We start from the raw sequence: 21,890 nt of genomic DNA, 5'->3' as shown, positions 1-21,890 counted from the left end.
TAGATCTGAAAACCAACTTACATAGTTGCTGTACTATCTTTCTTGGTTTTGGTCTTAGTTTTTGTTTTACCGTCTTTAGTTTTAGTTTTTTTCTTAACGGTATCAGCCGCTAAAGTTGTTTTAGGGGCATTAACTGTTGCCGAATGAGCAAACACGCTACCTGAACATATTGCTGCTAAAGCAACTACACACAATACTTTTTTCATAACATTGTTTATTAGTGATTATTCCGTTTGTTATATAAACTACAGATAATCACTAATCTTTGTTTTGATTTTATATTACTGTGCCATTTGGTATCACCGCCCGTTTCTTAATTACAACAATACCATCCTGGCAAGTATAGGTATCATAATCGCCGTCGGCTATCTTATTTGGCCCGCAATTAATTTTCACATCGTTTCCTATATAGCAGTTTTTATCAATGATGGCATTTTTAATGGTGCACCGGTCGCCAATACCCATAATCGGCCTATTGGTAACTCTCGATTCTTCAATCTGCTCCAGCGTCTGGTAGTTATCGCCACCCATAACGTAGCAGTTCTCAATCACGGTATCAACACCAATACGTGTACGGATACCAATGATACAACGGCTCAACCTGCTGGCATTAATGATGCAACCATCTGAAATGATCGTTTTATCGAGGTGCGTGCCAGATATTTTAGATGGTGGCAACATGCGTGCACGGGTATAGATCGAGTTTCTGTCGAACAGGTTAAACTGCGGGATATCGTCTGTTAAACCCAGGTTGGCTTCGAAGAAAGAAGGGATAGTACCAATATCAGTCCAGTAACCTTCAAACTGGTAGCTGATCATTTTATGGGTATTGATTGATTGCGGGATGATATCCTTACCAAAATCAGGCAGTTCGTTACCATCCAACAAATCGTAAAGCGCTTTTTTGTTGAACAGGTAAATACCCATCGAAGCCAAGTAAACACGGCCTTGCGCGGCCATCTCATCACTCACTTCTGATGCCCAGCTCTGGAAGTTGGTTTTAGGTTTCTCAATAAACGAGGTAACGTTGCTTTCTTCATCAGTTTTTAAAATACCAAAGCCGGGTACATCATTGGCATGTACAGGGATTGTAGCCAAAGTAATATCTGCGCCTTTTCTGATGTGTTCGGCTATCATTTCCTCAAAGTCCATCTGGTAGAGTTGATCGCCCGAAAGGATCAGCACGTATTCAAATTCATGAACCGTTAAGTGGTGCAAGCTCTGGCGTACCGCATCTGCCGTGCCCTGAAACCAGCCACCGCTCGATGGGGTTTGCTCTGCAGCCAAAATATCAACAAAAGCCTCACTGAAGCTGCTGAAGTGATAGGTGTTTTTGATGTGTTTATTAAGTGAAGCCGAGTTAAACTGTGTTAAAACGAATATGCGGTCGATACCCGAATGCAAGCAATTGGAGATAGGAATATCAACCAAACGATATTTACCGGCGATGGGAACGGCCGGTTTAGAACGTGTAGCCGTTAATGGATAAAGGCGGCTTCCCTGCCCGCCACCGAGCACAATGCTTATTACTTTGGATATCATAACTTTGGTGTTAAACTTTGGTATAGTTGTATATATTGACCGGCTGACTGGTTCCAGGAGAAATCGAGCGCCATCATTCGTTTACGTAACAATTGTAATTGCGCAGTGTTCTGATAAAGTGATAATGCCCTGCCGATAGAGTAGCAAATATCATCAACACTGGCCTGGTTAAAGCGGATGCCGTAGCCGCCCTCATCGCCAAAATCAATCACGGTATCTTTCAGTCCCCCTGTGCTGCGTACAATTGGCACTGTACCATAACGCAAAGCATAAAGCTGGTTCAAACCGCAAGGTTCCACGCGCGATGGCATCAGCAGAAAATCAGACCCGGCATAAATGAGGTGCGAAAGCTCTTCATCATAACCAATATAAACCTGGCAGTTTTGCGGGAAACGCTCGGCCAATGCTTTCAGTTCGCTTTGTGTTGTAATGTCTCCCGTACCCAGTACAAGGAAGTTTACTTGTCCGCCCAGTTCCACAATACTTTTGGCGAGGGCATCAGCTATCAGGTCGGCACCTTTTTCCGTCACTAACCTGCCAATGAAAGAAACTAAAGGCTTGTTAATATCGAGGTTGAAACGGTCGCACAACGCTTGCTTATTTTTTGCTTTACCCGCTGGTTTTTTTGCTGAGAATGATGCGGCAATCATGGCATCTTTTTCAGGATTCCACACATCGGTGTCAATACCGTTAATGATGCCTGTACCTTTCCAGTTTTCGAGGTAAAAAAGATATTCCAGCCCGTTGCTTTGTATGGTTAACTCGTTAAGATAACTTGGGGAAACCGTTGTATATTTTGAACAACATTTAACAGCAGCAGCCAATGAATTGATGCCGCCATTCCACTCTAACAAGCCCGCCGCCATCATATCTATCTCAGGCAGCAAAGCAACCCTGTCCCAGCCAAAAGCGCCGTGATACTGGCCATTATGGATGGTAAACACCACAGGAGTTTTAGCGATTCGTTTATAAAGCGCTGAGTGCTGCAGCAGAAAAGGGATTAATCCCGCATGATGATCATGACAATGGATAATATCCGGCGATTGCTGCGACCAGTTGATCCAGTCTAAAAACGCCAACTGGTAGGCGATAAATTGCTCGCGCTCATCAGGGTAGCTATATACCTCTTCGCGGTCTACCAATCCGGGGATGTGCACCAGGTATAGCTCGAAGCCCAGCACATTATCGCGCTCTTTTAAGATTTCGAATTCGTAGCGGCGGGTACCCAATAAATTTGACGCCTGGAACACCACATCAAACTGGTGCTCACGAACAAATTTACGGTTGTAATAAGGTAATACAACCGCGGCATTTAGCCCCGCCTGGTTCTGGTATTTGGGTAAAGCGCCTACAACATCTGCCAGCCCGCCTACTTTGGCAACGGGGTAGCATTCGGCACTCAGGTGATAGATTCTCATTATGGCTATATTGGTCTCAAGGTAAAAAACATTTACCCAATACACAACCAAAAACAGCCCTATTATGTTTGTTTACGCAGTATTGATTTTTCTAACAGTAATACAACCTACTGTTGGTATTGCCTATATTTTTTTGCAGGTTTTGTTATAAATTCATCAATATATACCTTCAAAAAAATAGGCTCTTATTAGTAAAAAAGCCTATCCATTATTTTTTTAGTGAGCTTCGAGCCAATTTAGTCCGGTTCCAATTTCCACCACTATCGGTACACCGGTTTTTATAGCGGTTTTCATGTTGTGTTCAATAATTGGTTTTACAATTTCAACCTCGTTAACGGGCACATCAAAAACCAACTCGTCATGCACCTGCATGGTCATGCGGGCATCCAGTTTTTGGGCCTTCAGTTCGCGGTGAATATTGATCATGGCGATCTTAATCATATCAGCAGCCGAACCCTGGATCGGGGCATTAATGGCATTTCGCTCGGCAAAACTGCGTACGGTTTGGTTGGCCGAATTAATATCGCGCAGGTAACGGCGGCGGCCCATCAGGGTTTGCACGTAACCATTCTCGCGGGCAAAGTTCATGGTGTTACTCATGTAGCTTTTAATGCCCGAGTATTGTGCGAAGTATTGTTCAATCATATCGGCAGCTTCCTTACGCGGGATGCCCAGGCTTTGCGATAAACCAAAGGCTGATTGACCGTAAATAATACCAAAGTTCACCGCCTTGGCATTGCGGCGCATGGTGCTATCCACCTGATCTAAAGGCACGCTATATACATTGGCAGCCGTAGCGGTGTGGATATCCAGCCCTTGGGTAAAAGCATCCAGCATGTTTTCGTCCTTGCTGATCTCGGCAATCAGGCGCAATTCTATCTGCGAATAATCGGCAGAGATAATGCGGTGGTCGTTATCACGCGGGATGAAAGCCTTACGCACTTCGCGGCCACGCTCGGTACGGATAGGTATATTTTGTAAGTTAGGATTGTTAGAACTTAGCCTGCCGGTTGCTGCTACGGCTTGATTGTATGAAGTATGTAGCCGACCGCTTTTAGGGTTAATCAACTCGGGCAAAGCATCAACGTAAGTTGATTTCAATTTTTGCAGCTGGCGGAAATCAAGAATATCACGAACGATATCGCTTTTGTTGGCCAGGGCCAGCAATACATCTTCGCCGGTTTGGTACTGACCGGTTTTGGTTTTCTTGGCTTTAGGATCGAGCATTAGTTTTTCGAATAATACTTCGCCCAGCTGTTTGGGTGAGGAAATGTTGAAACGAACGCCTGCTTTATCGTAAACCACTTTTTCGAGACGGACCAAATCAGACTCCAGGTCCTTGGAGAACTCGCGCAGGGTAGGCTCATCAATACGCACACCTTCAAATTCCATATCAGCCAGTACGTAAATTAGCGGGTGCTCTATCTCGTGGATCAGCTTTTCGCCGTCAACCTCTTTAATCTTCGGCTCGAAAACGTTTTTAAGCTGCAGGGTGATGTCGGCATCTTCGGCAGCGTATTCTTTAATCTGTTCCATCGGCACATCGCGCATGCTCAACTGGTTTTTGCCTTTTGGACCAATCAGCGTGGTGATAGAAACCGGTTTGTAGCCGAGATAGTTTTCCGACAGGATATCCATGCCATGACGGGTATCCGGGTCGAGCACATAATGTGCCATCATGGTATCGAATAACGGGCCTTTAACATCGATGCCGTACCATTTCAGCATTAAAATATCGTACTTAATATTTTGCCCAACCTTATCGATGTTTTCATCTTCGAGCAGGTCTTTAAATTCTGATGCGATGGCGTGAGCTTCATTCTGATCGGCAGGCACCGGTACATACCAGCCTTCGCCCGGTTTAATAGAAAAAGAGAAACCCACCAGTTCGCAAACGTTGGCATCGGTACCTGTGGTTTCGGTATCAAAACAAATGCTCTTTTGCTGCTTTAACAGCATAATCAATTCGGCACGCTTTTCGAAATCGTCAACCAAATGATAGGTATGCTCTACATTGGTAATATTTTTACCGGCTTCGGGCAAATCATCGGTGGCAATATCGCTTACGTCAACAGTTAAGGTAGTTCGCCCGGTAGCTGTTGGGTTGCCAAACAGATCTGTTTGTACACCGGTAGCCTTAATTTCGGTGATGCTGAAATCGTCACCAAATACACGGCGACCAAGGGTACGGAATTCCAGCTCGGCAAATAATGGCTCTAACAGATCCTTGCTTGGTGCGCAGATCTCCAGTCCTGCTTCATCCAGTTCAACCGGCACATCCAGCAAAATGGTAGCCAGTTTTTTAGAAAGTAAGCCTTGTGCGGCAAAGTTCTCAACGTTTTCACGCTGCTTGCCTTTTAGTTCGTGGCTATGGGCGATGATATTTTCCATCGAACCGTATTGCTTGATAAGCGCTTTGGCGGTTTTCTCCCCAATGCCGGGAATGCCTGGGATGTTATCAACCGCATCGCCCCAAAGGCCGAGGATATCGATCACCTTGCAAACATCATCTACTTCCCATTTTTCGCAAACCTCCTTAACGCCCAGGATTTCCATCTCGTTACCCATACGGGCGGGTTTGTAAATGAATATGTTTTCTGATACCAGCTGTGCAAAATCCTTATCAGGGGTCATGCAATAAACCTGGTAACCTTGTTTTTCTGCTTTTTTGGCGAGGGTACCGATAATGTCATCGGCCTCGTAACCATCTGAAGTAATTACGGGGATATTAAAGCCCAGGATCAGCTTAAATACGTAAGGCATGGCAGCCGAAAGATCTTCGGGCATGGCCTGGCGCTGGGCTTTGTAGGCTGCAAAATCTGTGTGCCGTTCGGTTGGCGCTTCGGTATCAAAAACCACAGCCATGTGGGTAGGTTTTTCTTTTTTAAGTACATCCAGCAAAGTATTGGTAAAGCCCATTACAGCCGAAGTATTAATACCCGAAGAGGTAAAGCGCGGGTTTTTGCTCAATGCAAAATGTGCCCGGTACATGAGGGCCATACCATCCAGAAGAAACAGTTTTTTCATATTGATTGTCAAAATCAGAATTTACAGAATTAATGAATGATCAGAATGTTTCATTCATTCGTCCTATAAATGTGTAATCAAGCAAATTTAAGATTAATGGGGTTAATGTAGCTGTAGCAAAAAACTAAATTCAGAAAATTCATTAATTCTGTAAATTCTGATTCAGAAACTATCTAAAATCACAAGTCGCCAAATGATCATTTACCATACCTGTTGCCTGCATGTGGGCATAACAAATTGTTGAACCAAAGAACTTGAACCCGCGCTTTTTCATATCCTTGCTAATGGCATCAGATTCGGGACTTGTGGCAGGAATTCCCGATGTTGGGCAATTATCAATCGGTTTACCATCGGGCATAAAGCTGTACAGGTATTTATCGAACGAACCAAACTCCTTTTGAATATCGAGGAACAACTGCGCATTTTTGATAGCCGCATTAACCTTTAAACGGTTGCGGATAATGCCTTCGTCGTTCATTAAACGTTCTACATCTTTCTCATCAAAAGCTGCTATTTTTTTAGCATCGAAGTTGGCGAATGCTTTACGATAGTTTTCGCGGCGACGCAAAATAGTGATCCAGCTTAGTCCGGCCTGCGCACCTTCGAGTAGCAAAAACTCGAATAATACGTTATCATCATGCGTGGTTTTGCCCCACTCTTCGTCGTGATATTTGGTATATAATTCATCGCTGCCAGCCCAGGCGCAACGTTTTGGTTCTTTTGATTGGCTCATTGTTTATCAGGTTTTGAAGAGGCAATATACTAATTTTATTAGCAACAAACATATTCCCGTAGAGACACAAAGTATTGTGTCTCTGTATACCGTGTTAACGAGATGCAAAAAAGAGACACAAAGTATTGTGTCTCTACGGTGGGTTATCCTTGATATCCATTCAACTCATCCCAGTACTCAACCGCACGGCGATAATGCGGGATAACGATAGACCCTCCAACCAGATTGGCGATCATAAAAATCTCGTTCATTTCGGCGCTGTTAACACCAGCTTCGTGGCATTTGCCGAGGTGGTATTTGATACAATCATCGCAGCGCAAAACCATTGATGCTACCAGACCCAGCATTTCTTTAGTTTTTACATCCAGCGCGCCTTCGGCGTAACTGGTGGTATCCAAAGCAAAAAAGCGTTTAATATTTACGTTGGCGGTATCCATAATCCGCTCGTTCATTTTTTCGCGATAGGCGTTAAATTCTTCTACTAACATGTATAGTTTTGATTTAGTGAATTACTGAGTTTTGAATTGCAATGTTCGCGAAAAATCTTGTTTTTGGTGGTATGGATGGGCTATCTTTGGATAACATTTTTACTTACGATCTTTGCTATACCCCTTATTTAAGTTGCTGCAAATTGCACTGACAGAAGTGTTCCCCTATATTAGGGGAAAGCAACGGCACTGCTTTAGCACTTACTTTCATAAGGGGTAAAAGGAAGTTAAAGCCTATAATTATTAAACTACCCATGATCTCATTTAAACGTACCGACCATATTCACATTTGTGTACCAGAAGAGCGCCTCGAAGAAGCCCGTAATTTTTATACCGAAGTTATCGGCTTGCCCGAAAAGTATCGTCCGGCTGAGTTAAATGATCTTGGCATTTGGTTTCAGCTACCGGATGTCGAATTACATATCGGGGTAGAGGAGACGCATCCGCTAACAATTCGCCATACCGCTTTTGAGGTTAATGATTTGGAAGCGGCGCGGACACATCTTCAGCAAAATGGTGTGGAAATTCAGAAACAGCGGGATATTGCAGGCCGTAAACGTTTTTCGTTTTTAGATCCGTTTGGAAATAGGATGGAGTTGTTAGAGTATATTTAGTAATCGCTGTCGCAAGTTTAGCGTAGCGTAACTTGTGACTGTACTATTGTAAGCTTCCAGCTTACAATAGGTGAAACCTTACACCAGTATCGCCACAGGTTGAAAACCTGCGGCAGCAAATGAAAAGTATTAGGAAGGGCTTACTCGTAATTAATTTCTTTAGATGGATCCCAGAAGACTTTTTTAAAGTTTTGGATTTTATCGTCCTTCACCTCAACGCCTTCGCTTTCCAAAAGCTCTCTTCTTCGACGGCCAGCTGATGGATCACCAGTTAAATGGCCCGTACTATTTACCACGCGGTAATAGGGTACTGGCGGGTTTGCTTTGCCACATTCGCCCATGGCACGGCCAACCATTCGGGAATAGTTTGGTGATCCTAAAAATTTGGCAATAGCACCATAAGAAGTTACACGCCCGGCAGGAATTTGCCGCGTAACCTCGTAAATGTGATTGAAAAAATTAGGATCGTCCATATCACTAAGTTAGCGAATACTTCAAATAGTTAATATTCTTATCGTGCTTCAAATATTTTTTCTCGTAGTAGGTTTTGATGGAAAGAACCTCGTCTGCAAATTCAGAATGATACAGATCTTCCGTTTTGGCAAAAAGGTTTAAGTTCTGATCTGCTATTACTTGCGCGGTGTATTCGTGCAGGCCGTCGTTATCAGTTTTCAGGTTGATGAATGCACCCGGACGCAGTATCTGACGGTAATAATCCAGGAAGCGGGGAGAGGTTAACCGTTTTTTCTCGCGGCTGATCTGCGGCTGAGGATCCGGGAAGGTGATCCAGATCTCGTCGATCTCATTTTCACCGAAATATTCAACAATCAGTTCAATCTGAATGCGTAAAAAGGCTACGTTATTAATGCCTTCTTCAATAGCGGTTTTGGCCCCGCGCCAAATCCGGTTGCCTTTATAATCGATGCCAATAAAATTTTTATCGGGGAACATCTGCGCCAAGTTAACGGTGTATTCCCCTTTACCACAGGCCAGTTCCAGTACAACAGGGTTATTGTTTTTGAAGAAATCTGATGCCCATTTGCCCTTGTATGGCTTGCCGGCATCCAGCTGAATCACATTATCGAAGGTTGCTATTTCAGCAAAACGCTTTAACTTATCTTTTCCCACTTATGAATAATAAAGTGCAAAAATAAAATTTTAAGCGTTGGCGAGCGACTAAATTATTGAAATGACTATCAGGCAGTTGGTGCAGCCTTGGCAAAATCGGGTTCTGGTGGTTTGTTTTTCTTTTTCAGCAAGCCTGTGATAAGCCCCTTTGCTTTGTCCCAAACGCCGGTTACCGAGTCTTCGCTGATATAGGTTGATGCTTTTTGAGATACCAAACCAACCAGCGTTTTAACCAAAAAACCTGAACCTTTAAACAGGGTTTTGTTTAATGTAAAAGGCAATATCACGCGAGATAATAAGCCAAACAAATCCTGGTCGAGGATGCCATTTTTAGGATCGCCCGGTTTGTGGAAGATGCTTTTTACAATAGCAAATATATTAGACGGACTATTAAACCTTTGTTTAAGATCCATTTCCTGCTGCTGCTTTACTTTTTCGAGGCGAATGATCTCGGCATGCAGGTCACTAATCGTTCTAACTGGTATATCCATCACTAATTATCGCTAAATATTTTTCTGATCAATGCATTAACTATCGGCTTCTTAAAGCTTGCGCGTGTTACCATTATGATGATACCTATGAACAGGTATATCAGGGTTACAATGCCAAAGCCTTTCCAGAACGAATGCAGAACCTCCGCCAAATAAAGCGCAAGTGTAAAACTGGCGAACATAAAGGTTAAAATAAGGCTTATCACAATAGCCATGTCGGTAACAACACCGGCAGCTACTGATGTGCTTTTTTCTATCACCTTGTACTTGGTCAGCTTGATCCGCGTTTCGGCGTAATCAGTTATCTGTTCCAGAATGGGTGGTTGTTTTTCCTTTGTTTGTTCTTCCATTGGTAGTTTAAATATATCCCGGGCACAACGCCCGGGATCGTATTGCTTTTGTTATTGAATGTTATGCGTGTTCCAGGTCATCCTGATACTCGTCTTCGGCACCTTTAACTTTGGTTTTGATGTTATCAACCAATTTATCTTTTAAGCCAAGCAGGTTCTCAATTTCTTTGCTTGCCGATTCTTTGATAGAATCGCTTAAGCCTTTCAGTGAATCTGAAAGTTTATCGCGTGTATCATCACCTTTATCGGGTGCAAACAATATACCTAATGCTGCCCCTGCTGCCAGTCCTGCAAGCAGCGCCAAAATAGTTTTTGAGTTATCGTTCATAGTATTATAATTTTTAAGTTGACTTTTTGTTTGTATTGGCTACAAATTTATTAGGTTTTAGCGTTTAAACGCCATTTAATAACGTCGGCAATCTACAAAATAGTGTAAATATGTTTAAAGATCGTTGCCTGTTTTTATCCGGTCGAGCCGGTCGGCAGCCAGTCGGTTAGTTTCGTAGATCTCTACCAGCAGCAAGAAATAAGATAACAGCACCGGCCCGAAAACCAGCCCTAAAATACCAAAAAGCGGGATACCAATAAATGCCCCTATAATAGAAATGATGGGATGGGTGTTGGCAATCCGTTTATTGATGATCATTCTCAGCACGTTATCCACATTACCAATAAATAGCAGACCATAAACCAGTATACCAATAGCTTTCCAGTTTTCGCCCAGCATAAAAAGATAGATACCTGCCGGGATAGAAAGCGTAGGCGCACCAACAACCGGTAAAAAGGAAATGAAAGCGCCGATTATCCCCCAGAATAAGGCATCGGGGATACCCACTATCCAGAAGCCATTGGCCAGTAATGAACCTTGAACTATAGAGATAATGCCCTGACCCAGCACATTAGAGTAAGTAGCATTCCGCAGTGCCACAGCAAATTTTAAAGCATGCTGCTCGCGGAAAGGAGCATATTTTAACAGGCCAGCTTCAAACTCATGAATTTGAGTGAGCATAAAGTAAAGCAGAAAATACAACACCAGTAAGGTTAACAAAATACTGGCCGCACCGCTGATGATTGATGGGAAGAGGTCTGTAGCATAAACGCTCACCTTCTTTAAAAAATCGTCGATCAGGTGTGGTTGGTTAAATGTTGAACCTGCAAAAGCATTAGCTTTTAATACCAGCTGATCTATAAAAAAAGGATCATCACGAATACTGGCGATTTTATCTATCACCATAAAACTCAGGGTAAGGAATGGGATTACAATAACCACCAGTGATACCAGGATAAACATCAATGCTGTTACTCCCCGGCCCCAATTGCGTTTTTCTGTCAGATATAAATAACCCGGCCTGAAAATAGTGAAAAGCACAATGGCCCCTAGTATGGCGCTAAAGAGTGAACTTAATGAATACAGCAGTAAACACCCCAGCACCACTATGCCAATGAGTATTATATTATTGCGCTGCCTGTAGTTAAAGATAGACATAAGTATTGATGTAGCCTTGCGTGTGCCGTCCCGCCGTTACCCTTTCTCCCCCGTAAATATCGTATTGAATTAATACTTATACAGCTACAAGCCGGTTAAGTTTTTGTCGCAGTAAGATTGCCTTTTTGTAAACCGGCTTAGTCTGTACCTTTAAGCAGTTCGTTAATCTTTTTGCAGCCGGCAGCAATGGTATCTATGTAGAAGGTAATATCCTCGTTAACTTCGGGCAGCTCGAACCTAAGCTGCTCTGCGCAAAGCGCAATATTAGAAAGCTGGTTCCTAATATCGTGCTTTAACGACCCGATAGCCGGGTCTATTTTTTCATGCTCATCTGCCATAATTACTTACCGATGTTAATGGCTTTCATTTTATTATACAAGGTTTTGCGATCGATATTTAAAATTTCGGCAGCCTTGGTTTTGTTAAAATTAACCTCACGCAAAACTTTCAATATGGTATCATATTCAGCCTCAAGCGCTGCATTTTTTAAATCGGTTCTGTTATGATGTTCCTTAACCGGTGCTGCCGATGTTTCTGTTGTATGATGATTATGCGAATGCTCAACCATCGGCGCTATTTTGGTGTAATTAGAAATCTCTAACGGTAAGGCCTTAGCCTGCACGGTATCGCCTTCGGTTAGCAAGGTAGCACGCCTGATCACGTTTTTCAACTCGCGGATGTTACCGGTCCAGCGGTAGTTCATAAAGCTTTCTTCCACATCTTGTGAGAAAAACTGCACATCGCGACCAAGTTCTTTGTTAGCGATCCTTAAAAAGTGTTCGGCCATCAGCATAATATCACTGCCCCTGTCGCGTAGTGGCGGCATGTAGATAGTGAACTCATTGAAACGGTGGTACAAATCCTCGCGGAACTTGCCACGCTGGATACCGTCCATCAGGTTCTCGTTGGTAGCCACAATGATCCGCACATCCAGATCAATCTCTTTGGTGCTGCCAATACGTTTTACCTTACGCTCCTGCACGGTACGTAACAAGGCGGCTTGGATATCATACGATAGGTTACCCACCTCATCCAGAAACAATGTTCCGCCATTAGCCATTTCAAAGTGGCCAATTTTGGTGTATAATGCACCGGTAAATGATCCTTTCTCGTGACCAAAAAATTCGCTTTGTGCCAGCTCTTTGGTTAACGAACCGCAATCCATTGCAATAAATGGCTGATCTCGGCGCGGACTGTTTAAGTGGATACTCTTCGCTACCGACTCTTTACCGGTACCGCTTTCGCCCAAAATAATAACGCTGTATGTAGTAGGGGCAACCAGCTCTATCTGGCGCAATAACTCTTTTGATGCTTTACTTTTACCAACCACAAACTCACCGGCCATCACCTGTTTTTCTTTAGATGATTTTGATGAAGATGGTGAAGAAACAGCCGCCAGTTCTTCCTGAGGTTCTGTAACCAGGGCGTGGTGGGTTTCTATCGCTTTGTTTATGGTGTTTAAAATTTCGTCGGGGTATAGTGGCTTGGTGATATAATCGTAGGCGCCCATCTTGATGAGCTCTACCGCCATTTTAATATCCGAATAACCGGTTATAATAATTACACCCGTTTTAGGGTATTGCGATTTAATACTTTTCAGCATCTCGCGCCCGTCGGTATCTTCCAGCCTGAAATCGCAAAGCACCAAATCGTATTCGCCGCTTTTAAGATGCTCCATAGCACTGCCACCGTTTGAAGCAGTAGTAACTTCAAAGCCATTTCTTGTAAGGAATTTCGACAACAACAACGCGGTGTTCACTTCGTCATCAACGATGAGAATCTTTTTCATATCGGCAATATACTTTCTTAAAAAGGTAAATGTACTTAACGCCTTAAGTTAATTACAAATTTGTTAATTTTTTATTCGCATACGAAATAGGCGCATTTTTTGTTCCAAAATCTTTTACTTGCCTTTAAATTCTGGTTTTCTTTTTTCTAAAAAGGCAGCTATTCCTTCTTTAGTATCCTCATTACCAAAGCATTTTCCGAATGCATTTATTTCTATCTCAAAACCCTCCGGTGTGCCCGCAGCGCTTACCGCATTGATAGCAGCGGCTATGGCCAGAGGCGCACGTTGTAAAATTTTGTTTAGTATTTCCTCTGCTTTTGTAATTAACTCTTCGGGCGCAACCACATAATTTACCAGGCCAACGCGATAGGCCTCATCAGCGGTAATCATATCCGCCGTCAAAATCATCTCTAAAGCTTTGCCACTTCCCACCAGTTTGGTAAGCCTTTGCGTGCCGCCATAACCGGGAATTAAACCCAGGGTTACTTCGGGCAAGCCCATTTTGGCATTGCTTGACGCCACACGAATATGGCTGGCCAGCGCCAACTCTAAACCACCGCCTAATGCAAAGCCATTTACAGCTGCAATAACAGGCTTTTTTCCATTAGCTACTAGATCAAATACCTTTTTCTGATTTTCTCTTGCCACAGCAGTTGCGCTTTCCACATCAAGACCAACAAACTCAGCAATATCTGCACCTGCCACAAACGCCTTGGAGCCTGCACCGGTTAAAATAATTCCGCCAATTGTGTTGTCGCCAAAGGCATCAGCAAAAGCGGTATGTAATTCGGCAATGGTTTCTTTGTTAAGCGCATTTAGTTTGCTTTCGCGATTAATAGTTATTTGCCTGATACGCCCTTTATCTTCTATAATTAAATTCTGAAAACTCATCTTAAATTAAAAATTACGGTGCTGATGTACCCAGCCGGTTATATATTCAACAATTGACGCGGTGGTGGTTCCGGGAGGGAAAAGCTCTCCAACCCCCATTTGCTGCAGCTGTTTAGCATCTGCTTCGGGAATGATCCCGCCGCCGGTCAGCAAAACATCATCCATCTGCTTTTCTTTGATCAATTTAATAATTTTCGGGAAAACTGTCATGTGTGCGCCCGAAAGAATCGAAATCCCGATCGCATCAACATCTTCCTGCAGGGCGGTATTCACCACCATTTCGGGTGTTTGGCGCAGTCCGGTATAAATTACTTCCATCCCGGCATCGCGCAGCGAAGTGGCTATAATTCGCGCCCCACGATCATGTCCATCTAATCCTACTTTAGCAACTAATACCCTGATGGGGCGGTTAAACTGGTGTTCACTCATGTAAAACGAGTTTGGTTTAGGGGTAAATGTACAAAGATTGAATGGAATGTTTTAGAGGATGAGCTGTCCTTGGGAAATAAACGTCGTGATTTTTTGTATTAGATTGTCTATCTGCATCTCTACTTCATCATTGTTGAACCGCAGAACCACAATTCCCAACTGATTCATAACCAAATCTCTGTTAGCATCATATTCCTTTTTGAAATTATGAATCGGGCCATCTAACTCTATTACCAACTTAAGTTTTGCACAGTAAAAGTTGGCGATGTAGAAATAACTAATACCCACCTGAACCACCATTATTGGATATTGCCTTAGAAATTTGTGATTGTCAACGTTCTTGCGCCTTAATTGATCCCACAGCATTCTTTCTGCCGGGGTTTGATTATTTCGTAAGGCTCGGCATAGGTCTGTGATACGGTTCATGAGAGTTAAGGTAAGAAGCAGTTTTGATTTCTCATAATCCACCTGTTTCTACCCCTTATCAACGCCGTTGCAAATTGCACCGTCAGTAATATTCCCCTAATTTAGGGGAAAGCAAAGGCACTGCTTTAGCACTAACTTTAATAAGGGGTAAGACGGATACAAGATAACCGTTCCATAATCTACCCTTGTTAATGTTGCTGCAAATTGCACAGACAGTAATGTTCCCCTAATTTAGGGGAAAGCCAAGGCACTGCTTTAGCACTAACTTTAATAAGAGGTAAAATCGAACGCATGGCCATCAACAATCTACCCCTTACTAACGCCACTGCAAATTGCACAGACAGTAGTGTTCCCCTAATTTAGGGGAAAGCAAAGGCACTGCTTTAGCACTAACTTTAATAATGGGTAAAAACGCCAGCAAAATCGACACTCATCATTCTCAACAAACCCCTGATTTTTTTGCTAAATTTGCCATTCAAGTATATTTTGAATTTTATGAGCGAGGAAAGATCGTTAAACTTTTTAGAAGAGATTGTTGAAGAAGATATCCGCGAGGGTAAAAATGGCGGACGTATCCACACCCGTTTTCCACCCGAGCCTAATGGTTATCTGCACATTGGCCATGCCAAGTCTATTTGCTTAAACTTTGGACTGGCGCAGAAATATAACGGCCTAACCAATCTTCGTTTTGATGATACCAACCCCGTTACCGAAGATACCGAGTACGTAGAAAGTATTAAAGAAGATGTAAAATGGCTGGGCTTTAACTGGGCCAATGAGCTTTATGCGTCTGACTATTTCGACCAGATCTATGCTTTCGCTGTCGACCTGATCCGTAAAGGATTAGCTTATGTTGACGATAGCACGGCCGAAGAAATTGCATCACAAAAAGGTACACCTACCGAACCTGGTAAGCCTAGCGAATACCGCAGCCGCAGCGTGGAAGAAAACCTGCAGTTGTTTGAAGAAATGAAAGCCGGTAAATACCCGGATGGCGCTAAAGTTTTGCGTGCCAAGATTGACCTGGCTTCACCCAACATGCACCTGCGCGACCCATTGATGTACCGCATTAAACATGCCCATCACCACCGCACAGGCGATAAATGGTGCATTTACCCGATGTATGATTTCGCCCACGGGCAGTCAGATTCTATCGAACACATTACCCATTCGGTTTGTACGCTGGAGTTTATCCCTCACCGTGCACTGTATGATTGGTTTATCGAAGAGCTGCAAATTTTCCCTTCGCACCAATACGAATTTGCCCGTTTGAACATGACCTATACCGTAATGAGCAAGCGCAAGCTGCTGCAACTGGTAAAAGAAAACCATGTAGAAAGCTGGGATGATCCACGTATGCCTACCATTAGCGGCCTGCGTCGTCGTGGGTATACGCCTGCATCAATCCGCGAGTTTTGTGAGCGGATTGGGATTGCTAAACGCGAAAATATTATCGACCTGAGCCTGCTTGAGTTCTGTATTCGTGAGGACTTGAACAAAACCGCATGGCGCCGTATGGCGGTATTAGACCCGGTTAAACTGGTGATTACAAACTATCCTGAAGGTGATGGAGAGATTCTTCATGGCGAAAACAATCCGGAAGTTGAAGGTGGTGAAGGCGGTCGTGATATTCCGTTCAGCAGAGAATTATACATCGAGCGCGAAGACTTTATGGAAGTTGCGCCGAAAAAATTTTTCCGCTTAGGCCCGGGTTTAATGGTGAGGTTGAAGAATGCCTACATTATTAAATGCGAAGATTTTGTGAAAGATGCCGAAGGCAACATTACCGAAATCCATTGTACCTATATCCCCGAATCAAAATCGGGAAGCGATACCAGCGGTATCAACGTAAAGGGCACCATCCATTGGGTAAGCGTTCCGCATGCTAAAACTGCTGAGGTTCGTTTATACGATCGTTTATTTAAAGTAGAAGATCCAGCAAGCGAAGAAGGTGATTTTAAAGAATACCTGAACCCAGACAGCCTGCAAATAATCACAGCCTATATTGAGCCGGATTTGGCAACCGCCATCCCGGGCAAAGGTTACCAGTTTATTCGCAAAGGTTACTTCACTTTAGACAAACACTCAACCCCAGAAAAGCCCGTGTTTAACCGCACCGTGACTTTGAAGGATGGATGGGCTAAAAAATAGAGTCAAGAATCGAGAATCAGGAATCAAGACAAAAAGTAAAGGCTGCGAATATTCGCAGCCTTTCTTATTTTATATACTTCTTATTTTATATACTTATGTGTTTTTCAGTCCCGATTCTTGACTCTCGATTCCCTTATTGGTATTTTCGGTATACATTAAACAGCACATTCAAATCCAACTGCGTCATTTGTGGGGTGATGTCCGTTTGGATGAAGTGGCGTTTAAAAGCATCAATAGTTCCGTTGATGTTGCGGGTATCATAGCCCATGAGTTTAAATGCCGTTACATAGTCGAAGTTATCGGGAGCCGGCACCACAATGTCGTCACTCCAGTAACCGAAGCCCTTTTCGGCCAGGCGCTTCCATGGGAAAAATGGACCGGGATCCGGTTTACGACCCGGTGCAATATCAGCGTGACCAATAAAGTTGGCCTGCGGAATGTTATAATTCTTCTTTAACTGCGCCAATAATATCAGCAGGCTTTTAATCTGCGGCTCGGTAAAAGGCTCGTTTCCATTATTATCAATCTCGATGCCGATAGAACAGCTGTTCATATCTGTAATGCTGCCCCATTTGCTCACACCAGCCTGCCATGCCCGCAGATAATCGTTCAACATGTGTACAATGCGGCCATCTTTGCCCACTACATAATGCGCGCTTACCTGTGTACGCACCTGGCTAAAAGTATTAATGGTTTGCTGCAGCGAATCCTGTGCGGTATAATGCAGAATCACATAATTGGGTTTCCGCAAATTCAAATTCACCGTAGCAATAAACTGCGAGGGGATAGACACACCCGCACTATCAACCAGCATAGCCGGGTTCATCTGCCGCGCAATATCCAGAAAGCTATCTACCTGGGTTTCGTAAACTTTTTTGGTGTTGGCTACGGGGGCTACGATTGCTTTGTGTGATGAGCAGGCAGCGAAGAAGAGGAGGGGTAATAAAAATAGAAGGGTATAGCGTTTCATTGGGAATGTTGAAGTAGATAATGAATTATTCTTTGTCATAGTCTAAATCCATTTGCATGCCCAAAAGTTTTGACTCATTTGATTCATCTGTAAGTTCCAATACTATATTTTCTTCTATTATCAAATTATAATCCTCTTCACCTAACTCAAGTTTTAATGCGTCTAATGTATTCTCATTAGCAGACACTATGTATTGAAAATTAGAATCATTGCTATTTTGATGAGCAACTCTAAACAGAGTAGCAACTTGTCGCGAGTCGATTTCCGATAACAACCTACTATCGTGGAAAATGAATTTTATTTTGTGATTATGCTGTGCTTTCAATATAGTCCAATCAAAACAAAAGATTTTGACATCATTTACACCATCTCCTTTATCATCATCAATTTTAGCTTTAATATCAAATCGCGTTTTATTTATGCCCTCATTGTTTTTTATTTCTATTCCTGCTCGTTTATTTTCATAAAACTCTTCCGCAAATCCCTTAAACAAGATTATATTTTTTTCAATTAATGCAGTATTGTTTGCTATATAATTAGAGGTCAAGATATTTTGCTCACTAAAACCTTGCTTTATTTCCTCTGTTTTATTTTTATATTCCTGTTTTAGCTTTTTATATTTTTCAATATTGTCGAGCCGGATTTTAAATGCATTGACCTGCTCATTAAGCTTAGTGAATTCATCCAATGCCCCCCTTGTATTTAAATATTCCAGCTTTTGATCCTTCTGCCGACCTAATACCTTTATGATACCTTCTACTTCGGTTAATTTTTGCTCGAAATTGCTTTTTTCCTTTAATAGTCGGACTGTCCTATTATCTAATATTTTTTTGTTGAATGATTCAACTTCTTCCAATCTCCTTAGAATAAAATCAGGTAAGTTAACTTCTGCCTCTCTATATAATTCTAAAACTTTCTTTTTGGGTATATCTGGCGTAATATCAAGGCTACCATTTATATTAGAAATTGCTGTTTTTAAATTAGCAGCTCGGTTTTCATAAGTTCGCAATTGAACTTTAATTTCATCCGCCTCCTTTACTACCTGGTAATAGTCTTCCGCCACTCGAAACTCTGCTAAGCTCTTTTCCAGCTTTCTTATTTTCTGTTTTAGATCTACTATATCTATCTCAAAACTATCATCTTCACTATCGAAAAAAGATTGCATAATGGGATCGTCTTCGATTGCTTTCCGCATTTTTTCGACACCATCATACTCATCTTTTAACTGATATTTTTTTAATATGATTTCTGTATTTAATCCAAGAAGTAGTGAGTTGTTAATCAACTCATTAAAATCCTGTTCGTCTTTTATAAAATCATAATAAGTGGTATAACTACTTTTCTGAGGACGAATAAACCGAGAAATTAAAGATCTAAATGACAGGAATTTATGATCATTGGGAAGCGTAAATAATTTTGTCAATAAAAACGTTTTATAATCATCTAAGGAATACTCTTTCTCATTTAAAAAAACGATATTTTGATTATTGCACTTTCTACTTACTATAAAATTGTCTCCATCAATATTAAACTCCAGAGAAAACTCCCATTCCTTTAATTTAGATTCAAATTCAGGATTTTTTTGAGAACCGAGACAGAAATGTATCAAAGCAATCGTTAGCGATTTACCAACGCTGTTATAGGTGATTTTTCTATTTTGAGTATAGTCGTGATTATGACGCTTTCCAACAATTAAGGAAATGCCTTTAGGGTTGAATATTATTTCTTTAAACCCGCTATTATTCGCTTTTAGCTTTATTAATCGCATTAAAAATTTCCCCTTCGGAATTGATATCGATAGCTCCTATTATATATAAATAATTTAATGCAAAAATGACATTGTCGAAGCCATGGTATGCAAAGGATTTTTTCGAATTATTTTGTTTACTAACCTTAAACCACAAATGATCTACAGTTTGTGGACCTCCTTTTAAATAATTTAAAAGATACCCACCAAGTCCTAATAGTGATTCCGATATCTTTAAATGCTTTGATGGCAAAATCATATTAAAACAATGTTTGTTGCTTGATTGGCTCTTCAAATATGTCACAATAACTAAAAAAATATGCCATGAGTACTAACACAGCATTATTTATCATAAAGTTTTTAGTTGGATGAGCATTATTCATAATATAAAAAAAAGCCAAATCCGACTTATCATCTGAATCGGGCATTTCTAAAAGTGCCTTTTTATAAAGGTTGTTGAAGACTGTTCTTAAATCCTCTTTTGCAAAGGTGCTATTAATTTTAAAATAATTCTTAAGTTCTCCTTCTTGAAACGATCCGAAACGAAGATAATTAGCGGGTATTTCGCTTAACCTATTAAAAACAATTTTTAAATTAAAATCTGGATTCTCTGGAAAATTCTCGCTTTGTTTCGTTGCTGTTGAACTAAGCAGATGTTTTATAACCTCATTCATTACTGAAACATCAAATAACTCTACTTGCTCGGGTTCAATAATTGGACCGAAAAACTCCTCAATATGCTTAGGGGGCAACGCCAAAAATTTATCTTCTAAATGTTGAGCTAATAATGGAAAACATTTAACCCCTTCGTTTTCATTTTCAATTTTTGTAAGCTCTGGATGTAGTGAAGCATATGCACCTTGATACTTATCATTTAAGACAAAATAATATTCCTTTACTCTAACCACCTGTGAATTCCAGTATGAGTATAAACCTTTAAAATCTGCCACTAACTTATCAATTGTTTCTTTTTCCCTTGTGGCGGGATCATAAGGCGCATAAACCTGATAGTACTTACCTTCGGATTTAATAAAACCGTCATTTTTCCTATCTCCGTATTGACCTTGTGGTTTTACTGGAATAAACTCGGGATGACTTAATTGCATAATTCTCACAAAAAAGTCTTCAAAAGCTTGAGCGCTTCTCTTGTGAATTTCTAATTGGAATAACTTTCGAGCAATATATTTTTCTTCTCTGGATAACTGCATAGGTTTGCTTACAAACCTAAATGTAAGAAAACATATATCTTATTATTTGAAAACTCATTAAATATTTTTCCTACAACCCCATCTTCCTAAACGTATTCCCCTCACTCAAATCTCCGGAGTCGAAACCTTTTTTAAACCAGTACATACGCTGGGCAGAGGTGCCGTGGGTGAAAGAGTCTGGTTCTACGCAGCCCTGGGTTTCTTGCTGGAGGCGGTCGTCGCCTATTTGTTTGGCAGCGTTTAGGGCACTAGCTATGTCGGCCTCATTGAGGACGAGACCGTTTTGGTGGTATTTGTTCTCATAGTGTGCCCAGATGCCAGCATAGAAGTCGGCCTGGAGCTCGAGGGCCACGGAGTATTTGTTGCGTTCGGCTTCGCTACCGGCCTGGCTTTCGGCGTTTTCTACCTTTTGCGAAATACCCAATAGGTTTTGCACGTGGTGACCAACTTCGTGGGCTATTACATAAGCCTGGGCAAATTCGCCGGGGGCGCCGAAACGATTGCTCAGTTCGTTGTAAAAAGAAAGATCAATATATACCTTACGGTCTTGCGGACAATAGAACGGACCCGTTGCCGAGCTGGCAAAACCACAGCCGGCGTCAACACTGCCGTTAAAAAAGTGCAGAATTGGCTTTTGGTAGGTTTTCCCCCGAGCGGTAAACAGGCTATCCCAAACATCTTCGGTGCCTTTAAATACTTTCATGGCTAACTGTTCCTGCGGGGTTCGGCCATGCACAACATGGGTGTTTACCTGCTCTTGCTGAACATTATTTCCCTGTTGTCCACCATTTAATAGCGCAGCCGGGTTAATGCCGGTAAACAGGTAGATCACTAACCCAATTACACCAACAACACCGCCGCCAACGGCAAAACCACGGCCGCCGCCACTACTGCTGCCTTCTTCTACGTTATCACTTTCTTTACCGCCGAACCATTGCATATTCTACTGATTTTAATTGTTATCAGTTAACAGCAACAACTATTTTTTGTTTAAGAGTAACA

General features: G+C 42.0%; 24 protein-coding genes. 2 read left to right on the top strand and 22 right to left on the bottom strand.

All coding sequences use genetic code 11. The features are described from left to right. Positions 1–17: 17 nt before the first annotated feature. From PQO05_RS00220 to PQO05_RS00195, 6 genes are all read right to left on the bottom strand, one after another. Positions 18–206: a hypothetical protein gene (locus tag PQO05_RS00220; RefSeq protein ID WP_273630615.1), complete on the bottom strand. Its 189-nt coding sequence runs from the start codon at positions 204–206 to the stop codon at positions 18–20. 70 nt (positions 207–276) lie between these two features. Beyond that, entirely contained in the window at positions 277–1,542 is a 1,266-nt protein-coding gene (locus tag PQO05_RS00215; protein WP_273630614.1) for a glucose-1-phosphate adenylyltransferase, read from the bottom strand. Beyond that, complete coding sequence (locus PQO05_RS00210; RefSeq protein WP_273630613.1) at positions 1,539–2,960, bottom strand: glycogen synthase; 1,422 nt, start codon at positions 2,958–2,960, stop codon at positions 1,539–1,541. Before PQO05_RS00210 ends, PQO05_RS00215 begins: the two co-directional genes overlap by 4 nt. Before the next feature lie 216 nt (positions 2,961–3,176). Continuing rightward, positions 3,177–5,987, bottom strand: coding sequence for a DNA polymerase I (gene polA, locus PQO05_RS00205; RefSeq protein WP_273630612.1), 2,811 nt, complete (start codon positions 5,985–5,987; stop codon positions 3,177–3,179). Positions 5,988–6,156: 169 nt separating this feature from the next. After that, on the bottom strand, positions 6,157–6,720 hold the full coding sequence (locus tag PQO05_RS00200) for a DNA-3-methyladenine glycosylase I (RefSeq protein WP_273630611.1): 564 nt from the start codon (positions 6,718–6,720) through the stop codon (positions 6,157–6,159). 143 nt (positions 6,721–6,863) lie between these two features. Next, on the bottom strand, positions 6,864–7,208 hold the full coding sequence (locus tag PQO05_RS00195; protein ID WP_273630610.1) for a carboxymuconolactone decarboxylase family protein: 345 nt from the start codon (positions 7,206–7,208) through the stop codon (positions 6,864–6,866). A gap of 254 nt (positions 7,209–7,462) precedes the next feature. Here PQO05_RS00195 and PQO05_RS00190 point away from each other — a divergent pair, with 254 nt between their 5' ends. Beyond that, entirely contained in the window at positions 7,463–7,822 is a 360-nt protein-coding gene (locus PQO05_RS00190; RefSeq protein WP_273630609.1) for a VOC family protein, read from the top strand. A 140-nt stretch (positions 7,823–7,962) separates the two neighbouring features. Here the strand turns inward: PQO05_RS00190 and PQO05_RS00185 are convergent, their stop codons facing one another. The 11 genes from PQO05_RS00185 to PQO05_RS00135 all read right to left on the bottom strand — a co-directional run bounded on the left by PQO05_RS00185 (position 7,963) and on the right by PQO05_RS00135 (position 14,812). Further along, positions 7,963–8,295: an MGMT family protein gene (locus PQO05_RS00185; protein ID WP_273630608.1), complete on the bottom strand. Its 333-nt coding sequence runs from the start codon at positions 8,293–8,295 to the stop codon at positions 7,963–7,965. Between the two features lie 4 nt (positions 8,296–8,299). Further along, positions 8,300–8,950: a tRNA (guanosine(46)-N7)-methyltransferase TrmB gene (gene trmB / locus PQO05_RS00180; RefSeq protein ID WP_273630607.1), complete on the bottom strand. Its 651-nt coding sequence runs from the start codon at positions 8,948–8,950 to the stop codon at positions 8,300–8,302. Positions 8,951–9,018: 68 nt separating this feature from the next. Continuing rightward, positions 9,019–9,441, bottom strand: a complete 423-nt coding sequence (locus PQO05_RS00175) for a hypothetical protein (RefSeq protein WP_273630606.1) — start codon at positions 9,439–9,441, stop codon at positions 9,019–9,021. A gap of 2 nt (positions 9,442–9,443) precedes the next feature. After that, the gene (locus tag PQO05_RS00170; RefSeq protein WP_273630605.1) at positions 9,444–9,791 is read right to left on the bottom strand and encodes a phage holin family protein; all 348 of its coding nucleotides are present in this window, start codon (positions 9,789–9,791) and stop codon (positions 9,444–9,446) included. A 61-nt stretch (positions 9,792–9,852) separates the two neighbouring features. Continuing rightward, positions 9,853–10,119, bottom strand: coding sequence for a YtxH domain-containing protein (locus tag PQO05_RS00165; protein ID WP_273630604.1), 267 nt, complete (start codon positions 10,117–10,119; stop codon positions 9,853–9,855). 114 nt (positions 10,120–10,233) lie between these two features. Continuing rightward, entirely contained in the window at positions 10,234–11,277 is a 1,044-nt protein-coding gene (locus PQO05_RS00160) for an AI-2E family transporter (protein WP_273630603.1), read from the bottom strand. A gap of 137 nt (positions 11,278–11,414) precedes the next feature. Further along, the gene (locus tag PQO05_RS00155; protein ID WP_273630602.1) at positions 11,415–11,615 is read right to left on the bottom strand and encodes a hypothetical protein; all 201 of its coding nucleotides are present in this window, start codon (positions 11,613–11,615) and stop codon (positions 11,415–11,417) included. A gap of 2 nt (positions 11,616–11,617) precedes the next feature. After that, a complete protein-coding gene (locus PQO05_RS00150; protein WP_273630601.1) occupies positions 11,618–13,066 on the bottom strand; it encodes a sigma-54-dependent transcriptional regulator in 1,449 nt (482 codons plus the stop codon). Positions 13,067–13,180: 114 nt separating this feature from the next. Beyond that, complete coding sequence (locus PQO05_RS00145; RefSeq protein WP_273630600.1) at positions 13,181–13,957, bottom strand: enoyl-CoA hydratase/isomerase family protein; 777 nt, start codon at positions 13,955–13,957, stop codon at positions 13,181–13,183. A gap of 6 nt (positions 13,958–13,963) precedes the next feature. After that, positions 13,964–14,386: a cobalamin B12-binding domain-containing protein gene (locus PQO05_RS00140; protein ID WP_273630599.1), complete on the bottom strand. Its 423-nt coding sequence runs from the start codon at positions 14,384–14,386 to the stop codon at positions 13,964–13,966. 51 nt (positions 14,387–14,437) lie between these two features. Further along, the gene (locus PQO05_RS00135) at positions 14,438–14,812 is read right to left on the bottom strand and encodes an endonuclease domain-containing protein (RefSeq protein WP_273630598.1); all 375 of its coding nucleotides are present in this window, start codon (positions 14,810–14,812) and stop codon (positions 14,438–14,440) included. Positions 14,813–15,307: 495 nt separating this feature from the next. Between PQO05_RS00135 and PQO05_RS00130 the strand changes: the two genes are divergently transcribed. Beyond that, complete coding sequence (locus PQO05_RS00130; protein WP_273630597.1) at positions 15,308–16,963, top strand: glutamine--tRNA ligase/YqeY domain fusion protein; 1,656 nt, start codon at positions 15,308–15,310, stop codon at positions 16,961–16,963. 133 nt (positions 16,964–17,096) lie between these two features. Here the strand turns inward: PQO05_RS00130 and PQO05_RS00125 are convergent, their stop codons facing one another. The 5 genes from PQO05_RS00125 to ypfJ all read right to left on the bottom strand — a co-directional run bounded on the left by PQO05_RS00125 (position 17,097) and on the right by ypfJ (position 21,828). Then, positions 17,097–17,933, bottom strand: coding sequence for an N-acetylmuramoyl-L-alanine amidase (locus tag PQO05_RS00125; protein ID WP_273630596.1), 837 nt, complete (start codon positions 17,931–17,933; stop codon positions 17,097–17,099). A gap of 25 nt (positions 17,934–17,958) precedes the next feature. Beyond that, positions 17,959–19,701, bottom strand: coding sequence for a DUF2326 domain-containing protein (locus PQO05_RS00120; protein WP_273630595.1), 1,743 nt, complete (start codon positions 19,699–19,701; stop codon positions 17,959–17,961). Then, positions 19,673–19,939 (bottom strand): ABC-three component system middle component 6, encoded by a 267-nt coding sequence (locus tag PQO05_RS00115; RefSeq protein WP_273630594.1) that lies wholly within the window; start codon positions 19,937–19,939, stop codon positions 19,673–19,675. Before PQO05_RS00115 ends, PQO05_RS00120 begins: the two co-directional genes overlap by 29 nt. A 1-nt stretch (position 19,940) precedes the next feature. Further along, the gene (locus PQO05_RS00110; protein ID WP_273630593.1) at positions 19,941–20,888 is read right to left on the bottom strand and encodes an ABC-three component system protein; all 948 of its coding nucleotides are present in this window, start codon (positions 20,886–20,888) and stop codon (positions 19,941–19,943) included. A 70-nt stretch (positions 20,889–20,958) separates the two neighbouring features. After that, positions 20,959–21,828 carry a KPN_02809 family neutral zinc metallopeptidase gene (gene ypfJ, locus PQO05_RS00105; protein WP_273630592.1) on the bottom strand — a complete coding sequence of 290 codons (870 nt, stop codon included), beginning with the start codon at positions 21,826–21,828 and terminating at the stop codon, positions 20,959–20,961. Positions 21,829–21,890: the final 62 nt, after the last annotated feature.

Origin of the sequence: Mucilaginibacter jinjuensis (genome assembly GCF_028596025.1) — a bacterium.
GTDB classification, from domain to species: domain Bacteria; phylum Bacteroidota; class Bacteroidia; order Sphingobacteriales; family Sphingobacteriaceae; genus Mucilaginibacter; species Mucilaginibacter jinjuensis.
Note: the sequence above shows the minus strand (reverse complement) of the source record. Positions and strands in the feature narration are given on the sequence as shown.